This is a genomic window from Nonomuraea mesophila (genome assembly GCF_004352805.1).
Lineage (GTDB): Bacteria > Actinomycetota > Actinomycetes > Streptosporangiales > Streptosporangiaceae > Nonomuraea > Nonomuraea longispora.
Map to the genome: position 1 here is coordinate 26108 of NZ_SMLD01000091.1, position 12533 is coordinate 38640.

At 67.6% G+C, this 12533-nt stretch carries 9 protein-coding genes and 1 pseudogene; 3 read left to right on the forward strand and 7 right to left on the reverse strand.

All coding sequences use genetic code 11. The annotated features are described in order from the left end of the window. Positions 1 to 22 precede the first annotated feature (22 nt). The 3 genes from ftsX to prfB form a co-directional block, all read right to left on the reverse strand. A complete protein-coding gene (gene ftsX / locus E1295_RS28985) occupies positions 23 to 931 on the reverse strand; it encodes a permease-like cell division protein FtsX (RefSeq protein WP_132634676.1) in 909 nt (302 codons plus the stop codon). A gap of 20 nt (positions 932 to 951) precedes the next feature. Beyond that, complete coding sequence (ftsE, locus tag E1295_RS28990) at positions 952 to 1641, reverse strand: cell division ATP-binding protein FtsE (RefSeq protein WP_132634678.1); 690 nt, start codon at positions 1639 to 1641, stop codon at positions 952 to 954. A 379-nt stretch (positions 1642 to 2020) separates the two neighbouring features. After that, positions 2021 to 3136, reverse strand: a complete 1116-nt coding sequence (prfB, locus tag E1295_RS29000) for a peptide chain release factor 2 (protein WP_132634680.1) — start codon at positions 3134 to 3136, stop codon at positions 2021 to 2023. A 122-nt stretch (positions 3137 to 3258) separates the two neighbouring features. On the opposite strand from prfB, the gene E1295_RS29005 reads away from it, so the two are divergent. Continuing rightward, the gene (locus E1295_RS29005; RefSeq protein WP_132634682.1) at positions 3259 to 4281 is read left to right on the forward strand and encodes a DUF8094 domain-containing protein; all 1023 of its coding nucleotides are present in this window, start codon (positions 3259 to 3261) and stop codon (positions 4279 to 4281) included. Between the two features lie 292 nt (positions 4282 to 4573). Here the strand turns inward: E1295_RS29005 and E1295_RS29010 are convergent, their stop codons facing one another. The 4 genes from E1295_RS29010 to E1295_RS29025 form a co-directional block, all read right to left on the reverse strand. Next, complete coding sequence (locus tag E1295_RS29010) at positions 4574 to 9448, reverse strand: NAD-glutamate dehydrogenase (protein ID WP_132634684.1); 4875 nt, start codon at positions 9446 to 9448, stop codon at positions 4574 to 4576. A 38-nt stretch (positions 9449 to 9486) separates the two neighbouring features. Next, positions 9487 to 10290, reverse strand: coding sequence for a tryptophan 2,3-dioxygenase (locus tag E1295_RS29015; RefSeq protein ID WP_132634686.1), 804 nt, complete (start codon positions 10288 to 10290; stop codon positions 9487 to 9489). 83 nt (positions 10291 to 10373) lie between these two features. Further along, entirely contained in the window at positions 10374 to 10571 is a 198-nt protein-coding gene (locus E1295_RS29020) for a zf-HC2 domain-containing protein (protein ID WP_132634688.1), read from the reverse strand. After that, positions 10571 to 11116: a sigma-70 family RNA polymerase sigma factor gene (locus E1295_RS29025; RefSeq protein WP_132333685.1), complete on the reverse strand. Its 546-nt coding sequence runs from the start codon at positions 11114 to 11116 to the stop codon at positions 10571 to 10573. The genes E1295_RS29020 and E1295_RS29025 overlap by 1 nt, the downstream gene beginning before the upstream one ends. 117 nt (positions 11117 to 11233) lie before the next feature. Between E1295_RS29025 and E1295_RS29030 the strand changes: the two genes are divergently transcribed. Together E1295_RS29030 and E1295_RS29035 are read left to right on the forward strand one after the other, a co-directional pair. Then, on the forward strand, positions 11234 to 11878 hold the full coding sequence (locus E1295_RS29030; protein WP_132634690.1) for a DUF4142 domain-containing protein: 645 nt from the start codon (positions 11234 to 11236) through the stop codon (positions 11876 to 11878). After that, positions 11875 to 12533, forward strand: a pseudogene (locus E1295_RS29035) (hypothetical protein); the annotation flags it as partial. The gene E1295_RS29030 and the pseudogene E1295_RS29035, both read left to right, overlap by 4 nt.

The window sequence follows — 12533 nt, forward strand, 5'->3', positions numbered from 1 at the left end:
CGGCCCATCCGCGCGCGCATGGTCAGACCCTGAGGTAACGGCGGAGCGTCACGAACGAGGCCAGCACACAGATCACGACGCCGATGACCATGGTGATCGTGATCGTCTGGGCCACGTCGTTCCAGCCGAGCTGGGAGGTGGCATCGCCGAAGAAGCTGCCGAGCTCCTCGAACAGGAAGACCTTGGCCATGATGAGGATGATCGCCGAGAACACACCGCCGATCAGACCGGCGATGACGCCCTCCATGACGAAGGGGAGCTGGATGTAGAGGTTGGACGCGCCGACCAGCCGCATGATGCCGGTCTCCCTGCGTCTGTTGAACGCCGACAGCCGGACCGTGTTACCGATCAGCAGGGCGGCCGCCAGCACCAGGATGATCGCCACCGCCAGCGCGACGAAGGCGAGCCGGTCGAGCATCACGAAGAACGGGCCGATCAGTTCCTTCTGGTCGAGCACCTGCGCCACGCCCGGCTGGCCCTTCACCGCCTGGACGATCGGCTGGTAGTTGTCCGGGTCGACCAGCTTGATGCGGAACGACTGCGGCATGTCCTCGACCTTGGCGGCGTCGACGAGGGCCTTGTTGGCGGAGTAGGAGTCCTTGAAGTTCTTGTACGCCGCCGTCTGGTCCTCGAAGTACACCTCCTTGACCCCAGGGATGCTCTTGATGTGTGTCTCGAGGGCCTTGATCTGGTTGCCGGTCGCCTCCTTGCCGTTGCACGCCGGCATGGCGGTCCCCTTGCTGCACAGGAAGACGGAGACCTCGACCTTGTCGTCCCAGTAGCCCTTCATCAGGCCGACTTGGGCGTTGATCATCAAGCCGACGCCCAGCATCGCCATACCGACCGCCACGGTGATGATCACCGCGATCGTCATGGTCAAGTTGCGACGGAGGCCGATCCAGACCTCGGAGAAGATGAAATTCGCCCGCATGTTCTGTCTGCAGCTCCCTGTCAGTACGCCTGGCCGTAAACGCCACGCGACTGGTCACGGACGATCTTGCCGTCCTCCAGCTCCACGACACGCTTGCGCATGGAGTCGACGATGGCCGCGTCGTGCGTGGCCATGACGACCGTGGTGCCAGTCCTGTTGATGCGGTCGAGCACCTTCATGATGCCGATGCTCGTCGCGGGGTCGATGTTGCCCGTCGGCTCGTCGGCCAGCAGGATCATCGGCCGGTTGACGAAGGCTCGGGCCATGGCGACACGCTGCTGCTCGCCGCCGGACAACTCGTCGGGCATGCGGTGGGCCTTGCCTTCCAGGCCGACCAGCTCGATGACCTCGGGAACCACCTTGCGGATGAAACGCCGGGGTTTACCGATGACCTCGAGGGCGAACGCCACGTTCTCGTAGACGTTCTTGTTCGGGAGCAGCCGGAAGTCCTGGAACACGCAGCCGATGCGGCGGCGCAGGTGCGGCACCTTGAAGTTGGAGAGACGGGACAGGTCCTTGCCGGCGACGTGGATCGCGCCGCCGTTGGGCCGCTCCTCCTTCAGGATGAGACGCAGGAACGTGGACTTGCCTGATCCCGAGGGACCGACGAGGAACACGAACTCGCCCTTGTCCACGTCAACAGACACGTGGTCGAGAGCGGGCCGGTTCTGGTGCGCGTAGACCTTGATGACATTATCGAAATGGATCACGAGAGCATCACGGCATGCCAGTCTAGGGGTCAGGACGGAAGCGAGGGTGGCATATGCCCACTTCCCGCCACTGGCCGACCGGGGGCGTCTGCTTTACCGACGATCGACGTTCCGATTGGCCAGACGACAGTCTAGAGGGAAGACTGGCATGGAACGTCCATAACGGAAACAAAACGATTGTGCGGCTAGACTTGGGGCTGTCATGAGCTGTGAACACCTCGTATGCGCGCAATGCGCCCACCCCGTCATCGAGGGACGCTGCCCCCTCTGCCGCGCCAGCAGAGAACGTATGCACCAGCACGGTTTCGCCGGGCTGTCACCCGCCGCGGTCGTCGCTCTCCTCGTCGTGCTGCTCTTCGTGAGCCTCGTGCTCAACCACCTATTCGGCGTCTGACTCCTGCCGCCGCATCCAGCGGATCTCCGACTCGATGAACGCGTCGAGGTCGCCGTCGAGCACCGCCGACGGGTTGCCCGCCTCGGTGTTGGTGCGCAGGTCCTTCACGATCTGGTAGGGGTGCAGCACGTAGTTGCGGATCTGCGTGCCCCATGACGTGGTGGACGCGCCGCGCAGCTCCGACATCTTCTCCGCCTCCTCCTGCCGCTTGCGCTCCAGCAGCTTGGCCTGGAGCACGTTCATGGCGGTGGCGCGGTTCTGCAACTGCGAACGTTCGTTCTGGCAGGAGACGACGATGCCGGTCGGGATGTGCGTGATGCGCACCGCCGAGTCGGTCGTGTTGACGCCCTGGCCTCCCGGACCGCTCGAACGGTAGACGTCGACGCGGATCTCGTCCTCGTTGATGTCGATGTGGTCGGTCTGCTCGACCACCGGCACGACGTCGACCCCGGCGAACGAGGTCTGCCTGCGCCCCTGGTTGTCGAACGGGCTGATGCGCACCAGCCGATGGGTGCCGTGCTCGCCCCGCAGCGTGCCGTAGGCGTAGGGGGCCTTGACCGTGAACGTGGCCGACTTGATGCCGGCCTCCTCCGCGTAGGAGGTGTCGTAGACCTCGGTGGCGTAGCCCTTGCGCTCGGCCCACCGGAGATACATCCGCAGCAACATCTCGGCCCAGTCGGCGGCGTCGACGCCACCGGCCTGGGAGTTGATCGTCACGAGCGCCTCGCGGGCGTCGTATTCGCCCGAGAGCAGGGTGCGGACCTCCATGGCGCCGATGTCGGAGCGCAGCGTCTCGAGCTCCTTGTCGGCCTCGGCGCGCGTGTCGTCGTCGCTCTCCTCGGCCGCGAGCTCGTAGAGCACCGACAGGTCGTCGAGCCTGCGCGACAGGCCCTCGACGCGGTTGAGCTCGCCCTGCAGATGGGAGAGCCTGCTGGTCACCTTCTGTGCCAGGTCGGGGTCGTCCCACAGGTCAGGGGCGGCAACCTGCTGCTCCAGCTCGTCGATCTGCTTGCGCATCGCGTCGAGGTCGAGCACGTCCTGGATGCTGCGGAGCGTGCCCGCGAGCTCGTTGATCTCTTCTGCCGGATCCATACCTGCCACGCTTCCCTACACTAGCCTCCTCCGAGGACTTCACCTCCCAAGCGGCTCCTGCCCGGCCCTTGAGACCCGCTGATCGGTGTCGGAGGCCTCGGCGCTTCCCCGGCGCGAATACCATGGATCAGGTGCGCGTACATGGTCGGCGAACAACGCTGGCGCTCGCCGCCGGCTTGCTTGCCGCGGTGACCGCCTGCAGTGGTGATGCCCAGCCACGAGCGACTCCCACCAGCTCCGCCGCCGCCGCGACCTCCTCCCCCTCGCCGTCGCCCGACGAGCCCGAGGTCACGCCGGCCGAGGCGGCCGAGGTGTTCGCCGAGGTCACCCTCTCCGACGACGTGCTGAGGGTGAAGAGCGACCTGCAGGGGCGCCTCGCGCAGGCCCTCGACCTCACGGACGGCGGGCAGACCCGCATCACCGTGGCCGACTACCTGTCCACCGACTACGCGCCGCGCCGCTACACGTGGGGGTCGCCGACCCTGTTCGTGCCCAAGTTCGAGCAGGGCGAAGGGTCACCGTGGTTCAGCGCGCTGGCGACCCGCGACGGCCACCCGACGCTCCTGACGTTCACCAGGTCCGACCGCTGGCGCATCAGCTCGGCCGCCCAGCTCCTGCCCGGGCAGAAGCTGCCGGAGATCGAGCTGGACGCCGACGGCTACGCCGGCGCGGTCGGCTCCGACGACAAGACCGTCACGATCAGCCCGCAGTTCATGGGGCCCGTGCACGCCAGCGTGGCCGAGACCGGCACCGCCGGGGTCACCGCCGGGCTCATCGCCGAGGGCCCGTACACAACGGAGATAGCCGAGCAGATCGCCTCCCACCGCGAGGACGCCAAGGCCGAGGGCTTCAGCTACGACTCGATCTTCAGCGCCGACAACTACCCGGTCTACGCGCTGCGCACCGAGGACGGCGGGGCGCTCATCCAATACTCCCTGTCCAGGACCACGACCACGACGACGCGCACGGCCGAGGACGACTACATCCCCGTGCCCAAGTCGGCCCGGTGGGCGATCAGCGCGCCGGTGCTGCGCCGCACGCTGCGACTGGTCGAAACCCACCAGTACGCGACCGCCGTACCGCCTCTCACCGCGCCCAAAGCCGCCGCCGTCATCGCCCACGACGGCGCGCTCACCCGTGCGTCCGGTACTTAAATTTTTGTTCTTTACGGCACCGCCTACGGACCCGCACGCTCCGTGGACCCTTCCGTCCGTCATGGCCGGTCGTGAAGGCTCACGGGCTGCTCACCGTGACGACGCGCAACGTGGACCGTCTTCTTCGCCGAGTCCTTGACCGGTGGACCTCCTCCTCACCGAATCCCTGACCGGTCGGCTCTCTCGCCGGTCGACCTTCTTCGTCGCGTCGCTGGCCGGGCGGCCCTCTCCTTGAGTTCTTGACCGGGTGGTGTGGAAGGGGGCGGGCGACGCTGGTGCCCGCCCCCTCGGGTCAGGGCTCTCTGTGGGGGAGGTTGCTTGCGGATACCAGGGTGCGGATGGCGCGCAGGGCGACCGAGAGGGTGGCCAGGTCGAAGGTGTCGCTCTCCCAGATCTCCGACAACGTCTGCCGGGCCCGGGAGACGGCCGCCGTGTTGGCCTCCGTCCACCTGGCCAGGCGCTCCTCCGGCGACAGGCCCGACTTGCTGTGGGCCAGCACGTCACGGGTCAGGGAGGCGTGCGCCGCGTAGAGGTCGTCGCGCAGGGCCGAGCGGGCCATCGAGTTCCACCGGTTGTCCCTGGGCAGCGCGATGATGCGTTCCCTGATGCGGGCCAGCTGCAGCCGGTCGGCCAGGTCGAAGTAGACCTCCGCCGCCTCGTTGACCGGGCGGTCGGTGGCGGAGGAGATCTCGACCAGGTCCAGCATCGAGTACGCGGGCACCATGGCGGCCGTCCGCTCGGCCAGCTCCGGCGGCACGCCCCTGGCGAGGAACGAGTCGCGCCGATCCTCGTAGGCGGCCAGGTCGGGCCCGGTCAGCAGCTTGGGGATGTGGGAGACCACGCCGTTGACCGGCTTCATGAAGAAGGCGACCGACCCGGCGAGGTCCAGCGGCGGCCGGCGGTTGACCAGCAGCCAGCGGGTGCCGCGCTCGGCCAGCTTGCGGGCCTCCAGCAGCATGGCGATCTGGGTGGCCGTGTCCACCTGCTTGTCCAGCGCCTCCACGTCCCGGTGGAAGCTCGGCAGGTCGAACACCTCGCGCGCCACGAGGTAGGCGCGCACGATGTCGGGCGCCGACGCGCCGGTCTCCTCGCCGAAGCGGAACATGAACGTGGTGCCCATGGAGTTGACCAGCTCGTTCACCACGCAGGTGGTGATGATCTCCCGGCGGAGCGGGTGGGCGTCCATGTACGAGCGGAACCGCTCGCGCAGCGCCGACGGGAAGTACGACACCAGCCACGAGGCCAGGTAGGGGTCGTCGGGCAGGTCGGAGGCGAGCACCTCGGCGTCGACGGTCAGCTTGGTGTAGGCCAGCAGCACGGCGAACTCGGGAGCGGTCAGGCCGAGCCTGGCCTGCCGGCGCTCGGCCAGTTGCTTGTCGGACGGCAGGAACTCCAGTTCCCGGTTGATCAGCCCTTCGCGCTCCAGCCGCCGCAGGTAGCGGGCGTGGATGTGGAGCATCTCGACGGCCTGGGCGCGGGCGGCGGCGAGGACCACGTTCTGGGCGTGGTTGTCGCGCAGCACCAGCCGCGCGACCTCGTCGGTCATCGAGGTGAAGGTCTGGTTGCGCTGCTTGTCGGTCAGCTCGCCGTCGCGGACGACCTGGTCGAGCAGGATCTTGATGTTCACCTCGTGGTCGGAGGTGTCGACGCCGGCCGAGTTGTCGATGAAGTCGGTGTTGATGAGGCCGCCGTTCAGCGCGAACTCTATGCGGGCCAGCTGGGTGACGCCCAGGTTGCCGCCCTCGCCCACGACCTTGCAGCGCAGTTCGGCGGCGTCGACCCTGAGCGCGTCGTTGGCCTTGTCGCCCACGTCGACGTTGGACTCGGAGGCCGCCTTGACGTAGGTGCCGATGCCGCCGTTCCACAGCAGGTCGACGGGGGCCCGCAGGACGGCGCTGATGAGGTCGTTCGGGGGCATGGAGGTGACGCCCGCGGGGATGCCGAGCGCCTCGCGCATCTGGGGCGTGATCGTGATGGACTTGGCGGTGCGCGGGAAGACGCCGCCGCCTTCCGAGATCAGCGTGGCGTCGTAGTCCTCCCAGGAACTGCGCGGCAGGTCGAACAGGCGCCGGCGTTCGCCGTACGAGCGGGCGGCGTCGGGGGTGGGGTCGACGAAGATGTGGCGGTGGTCGAACGCGGCCACCAGCCGGATGTGCTGCGACAGCAGCATGCCGTTGCCGAACACGTCGCCGGACATGTCGCCCACGCCGACCACGGTGAAGTCGGTGCTCTGGACGTCCACGCCCACGGTGCGGAAGTGGTACTTGACCGACTCCCACGCGCCGCGGGCGGTGATGCCCATGGCCTTGTGGTCGTAGCCGATGGAGCCGCCGGAGGCGAAGGCGTCGCCCAGCCAGAAGTCGTACTCCTTGGCGACGGCGTTGGCGATGTCGGAGAAGGTCGCGGTGCCCTTGTCGGCGGCCACGACGAGGTAGGTGTCGGTGCCGTCGTGCCTGACCACGTCGGGCGGCGGGACGACCTGGCCGTCCACGAGATTGTCGGTGACGTCGAGCAGGCCGGAGATAAACATGCGGTAGCAGGCCACGCCCTCGGCCTGAAGGTCCTCCCGCTTTCCGGACAAAGGCGGCCGTTTAACGACAAACCCACCCTTGGACCCGGTCGGGACAATAACGGTATTTTTCACCATCTGAGCCTTGACCAGACCGAGGATTTCCGTACGGAAGTCCTCCATTCGGTCAGACCACCGCAAACCACCGCGCGCCACTTTCCCGAACCGGAGATGCACACCCTCGACCCGCGGCGAATAGACGAAAATCTCATACTTGGGCCGCGGAAGCGGGAGGATGCTGATGGCCTCCGGGTCAAACTTGAGCGATATGTACTCTTTTCGCCGCCCATCCACCGTCTGGAAGTAGTTGGTGCGCAGCGTGGCCTGGATCGTCTCCAGGTACGCCCGCAACACGCGGTCCTCGTCCAGCGAGGCCACCTCGTCGAGCGCGCCCAGGATCTCCTCGTGGATCGCGTCGGCCAGTTCGGTGCGTACGTCGTCGGGCCGCCGCGGATCGTGCCGGGCCTCGAACAGGTTGACGAGCAGCCGCGCCAGCCGCACGTTGCCCATGAGGACCCGCTCCATGTACGACTGCGAGAACGTGCTGCCGGCCTGGCGCAGGTATTTCGCGTAGGCCCGCAGGATCTCGACCTCTTCCCAGGTCAGACCGGCGCTCAGGATGAGCGAGTTGAAGTCGTCGGCCTGCACCCGGCCCGTCCACAGGGCGGTGAGCCCGTCCTGGAAGAGCCGCTTGAAGTCCTCCCTGCCGACCTCGTCGGACGGGGTGTACCGCAGCCCGAAGTCGTAGATCCAGGCGTTCTTGGTGCTGGGGTCGTTGTCGCGGTCGACCTCGTACGGACGCTCGTCGACCACCTCGACGCCGAGCCGCTGGATGAGCGGCAGCACCTTCGACAGCGAGATGGGCGAGCCGACCCGGTAGATCTTGAGCCGCCGCTCCCCCTCGGTCGCGTCGTACGGCTCGTAGAGGTTGAGGCCCACCTGCTCCTCGTCGTCCGCGCCGACGAGTTCCTCCAGCCGCTGCAGGTCGACCACGGCGACCTTGGGCGGGAAGTCCGCTTTGTACCCCTCGGGGAAGGCGGAGGCGTACCTGCGGATGAGGCCGGGCGCCTCCTCCTCCGAGGTCATCTCGATGAGCGCGGAGGCCAGGTCGTCCTCCCAGGAGCGGGTGATGGCGGCCAGCCGCGCCTCCAGCTCCTCGACGTCCACGCTCGGCGGCGGCAGCTGCTTGCCCCGCTCGCCCCGCACGACCACGTGCAGGCGGGCCAGCACCGACTCGCCGATCATGGCGCTGTAGTCGAGCGAGGTGCCGCCCAGGGCCTTGAGCAGCACTTGCTGCATCTTCAGCCGGACCTTGGTGGTGTAGCGGTCGCGCGGCAGATAGATCAGGCAGGAGATGTAGCGGCCGTAGTCGTCGCGCCGCAGGAACAACTTGACCTGCTTGCGCTCGCGCAGCCGCAGCACGCCCAGCGCGATCGGCAGCAGCTCGTCGAGCGAGGTCTGGAACAGCTCGTCCCGCGGGAACGTCTCGAGGATCTCGATGAGGTCCTTGCCGTCGTGGCTGTCGGGCGCCAGCCCGGCCTGGTCGAGGACGTCGGCCAGCTTGCGCCTGAGCACGGGGATCCGGGAGATCGACTCGTTGTAGGCCACGTGGGTGAACAGGCCGAGGAAACGCCGCTCCCCGATCACCTCGCCCTCGGGCGAGAAGACCTTGACGCCGATGTAGTCGAGGTAGGTGGCGCGGTGCACGGTGGCCCGGGAGTTGGCCTTGGTGATGATCATGAGGTGCTTCTCGCGGGCCTTGGCCCGCACCTCGGGAGGCAGCGCGGAGAAGCTGTCGGAGCCGACCCTGTCGTCGCGCAGGATGCCCAGCGCCGCGCCCGGCAGCGCGCGCAGCGTCTCGCCCTCGTCGGTGTGCTCCAGCCGGTATTCGCGGTAACCGAGGAAGGTGAAATGCCCGTCGGCGAGCCAGCGCAGCAGGTCGATGCTGTCCTCGACCTCCGCGGGCTCCAGCGGCGGCGGGTTCATGCTCAGGTCCTCAGCGGTCTGGACGGCCAGCGCCCGCATCTTCCTGAAATCCTCAACAGCGTGCCGCACGTCGGAGAGCACCCGCAGCAGGTCGTTCTCGAGAGCCTTGAGCGCCCCCGGGTCGGCCTGCCGGTCGATCTCGATGTGCATCCACGACTCGACCAGCAGCTGGCCGGTGACGTCCTGCTGGTCGGGGCCGAGCATCCGGCCCGTCATGTCGCGGCGCACCCGCATCTGGGGGTGGACGAGCAGGTGCATGCCCAGGCCGTGGCGGTCGAGCTCCATCGTCACCGAGTCGACCAGGAACGGCATGTCGTCGGTGACGACCTCGACGACCGAGTGCCCGGGGTCCCAGCCGTTCTCGTCGATCGTCGGGCTGAAGGCCCTGACCACCGGCCTGCCCTGCGGGCGGACCTCGGCCAGTTGCCTCTGCGACATCGCGGGGCCGTACACGTCAACGGGGTTGCGGTCGAGCAGGTCTTCCGGCGCGACGTGCCGGTAGTAGAGCCGGAGGAAGGACAGCGCCTCGTCGGCGCTCATGTGCTCCGTGCTCGTCGCGCAGATTTCGGCGGCTCGCTGGAGCAGCTCATCCTTGGCCTCGTCGAGCGGCATTTCGCTCTCACTCCTTTGTGAGGGTTCGCCATGGCTGTTCATAGCCAGGCCCTTAGTTCCCACAACAGCGGGAAGTAGTGCAGGCGCGTTCTACCGCGCAGATAGGGGGCACCCGTCGAGCCGCCGGTGCCCGACTTGGTGCCGATCTGGCGTTCGACCATCTGAACATGACGCATCCGCCACAGCGCTGTGTTCTCGTCATGGGTCAGCAGGTCTTCGGCCAGTTGCCACAGGTCGTCGTGGGACCTGCGGTCTCTCGCCACGGTCAGCAGCGAGTCCATGATCTCGTCGTCGGAGACCGGCAGGCCGCGCAGGGACAGCGCGCTGAGATAGGCGTCCCACAGCGTGGGCTCCGACAACCTGCGGCGCAGCCTGGCCAGGTCGGCCTCCTCGGCGTGCCGGAAGCTGCCGAGGTAGCGCTCGTCCTTCAACCCGGACAGGAACTCGAGCTCCCGGAACTGCACGGACTGGAACCCGCTGGCGGGCTCCAGCATCGAGCGGAAGGCGAGGAAGTCCTGGGGCGTCATCGTCTCCAGCACCTCGACCTGCTCGACCAGCACCCGCTCGACCGCGTGCACCCGCCGGAACAGGTGCCTGGCCTGCCACAGCTCGCCCGAGGCCATGGCCTCGCGGACCGACTCCAGCTCGTGGAGCAGCAGCTTGAACCACAGCTCGTAGACCTGGTGGACGGTGATGAACAGCAGCTCGTCAGGGGCGTGCGACTGCGGCTGCTGCTGCGTGAGCAAGGCGGGCAGGCGGAGGTAGCCGCCGTAGGACAGCCGGCCGCCTTCCTCGCCGAACCGCCGATGCGGGGGACGGGGCGCATCATCGTCGATGGCCACCGAACACCTCCCCCCGATCGCCCGGCGCTGCCGCCGGGCGCACGAATTGCCGTACCCGATACCACCCGAAAAGGGGATGGACGTCAACGTGACATCGACATCGGGGGATCGTCGTCGGAGGTCGAGGAGGCGTTCTTGAGCTCATCGAGCTGGTCCGGCAGCTCGGCGAGCTCCAGCAGCTCCGCCTGGCATCGCTCACATGTGTCGAGGTGGCGTTCGAAGGCCTCGTGCTCCTCTTGGTCGAGGACACCGAGGACGTAGGCGGCCACCCCGTCATGCATCAGCCGGCTACCCCCTTGTCCCGCAGCAGTTCGCGGAGAGCCCGGATCCCGTAGTAGAGCCGGGACTTCACCGTGCCCGGCGGGATCCCCAGAATCTCCGCCGCCTCACTTATCGTACGGTCTCGAAGGTAGGTCTGCTCAATGACTTCGCGGTGTTCCGCGGACAGGGACCGGAGGGCGTCCGCGACGACCATCGCCGACAGAGCCCGATCCGAACCGTCCGGCACCGCCATCATGTCGACTTCTGGGGGTTCGACCTCCTGCGGCCGAACACTCTTCCGCCGACGACCATCAATGACTATGCGACGGGCCACGGTAAGCAGCCACGCCCATATAAGGCTTGGTTCCCATTGCAGTCTTGCCGAGTTCCGCCAGGCCCGGACGAGCGTCTCCTGCACAACGTCTTCGGCCCACTGAAGGTCGTTACCTGTGGATTTGCGGACGTGTCGCAGCAGAGGGCCGCCGAACTCCTGGTAAAGCACCGCAATGCGGTGCTCCGCCTCGGCATCCGCACTCTCGAACCTGCCGTCGAGGTGACCTAGCACGGGGCACATCTTTACACCTTCGTTATCCAAGCGGTAGCCACTCCGATAACTCCAGTCATTTCTAACTATCTCCGGCCATAGGTGAACCAGTGCCGTGAACCCCGCGTACCTCCGACCATGCACAGGCTTTTGCGCGGCGAGGTGTTCATGCTCGGCGGCTTCGTCGTGGCGGCCGCGGTGACGATTCTGCTGGTCATGCCACCAGTGATCGATCCCGCTGCCGCCCAGTGGGCGCAGACGTCCACCGGGCCACTCACGGCTGCCGACCGCGACCTGCTGGTCAAGGTACGGCAGGCCGGTCTCTGGGAGATGCCCGCAGGCGAGTACGCCAAGACCCGCGCCGAGTCCCAACGTGTCAAGGAAGTCGGCAGGCTGATCATGGAAGATCACATGAAGCTGGACCTGCTGACCCGTCAGGTCGCGAAGAAACTGGGCGTGGCCCTGCCGGACGAGCCCAGCCCGCAGCAGCAGAGCTGGATGGCCCAGCTGGCCGCGGAGAGCGGGCCGGCCTTCGACAAGGACTACGCGAACCTGCTGCGTGACTCACACGGCAAGGTCTTCACCGTCATCGCGGCGGTGCGGTCCGGAACACGCAACTCCGAGATCAGGAAGTTCTCCGAGGACTGCGTGAGGTTCGTCATGAGGCACATGGCGCTGCTGGAGTCCACCGGCCTGGTCGACCACAACGCCCTGCCGGAGCCTCCCACGCCCGCGCCAGCTCCACCCGTCGCGATGGCGGTCGATTCGAGGAGACACACATGAGGAGATCCAGACGCATGGCCGCGGCTGTGTCCGCCCTGGCCGTGACGGCGAGCGGGCTGGTGTCCGCGGCCGTCATCGGGGTAGGCCCGGCACGCGCCGAAATCTGCGACTCGGCCGAGTCCCCGTCGCAGAACCAGGAACAGCGGGATCGAAATCAGCGGCGAGACTCCGACCAGCGGAACAGGAACGGACGGAACCAGGACCAGGACCGCGACCGGCGGTTCCCCGACCGTAACGACCGGAACGACCCGAACCAGGGACGCCAGAACCCGAACCAGGACCCGAACCAGGACCCCAATCAGGACCCCAACCAGGAGCAGGGTCGGGACCAGGGCCAAGGGCAGGACCAGGGTCAGGGGCAGGGGCAGCAGGACGCCGAGCAGCAGGCTCCCCAGGGAGGCGGCGCCGCGGTGGCCGACCCCGCCGGCTCGCAGGACGACACGGCCCGGGCCCGCCAGCCCGAGGAGAGCGCCACGGTGCAGTCGCGCCGCGGCGGCCGCCCGGACCCCCGCCCGACGCGCACCCAGGACCCGGACGACGACCCCACCGGCAACCCGACCGAGAACCCCACCGACGACCCGACGGACGATCCGACCGGCAACCCGACCGGCAACCCCACCGGCAACCCCACCGACGACCCGACGCAGAGCCCGCC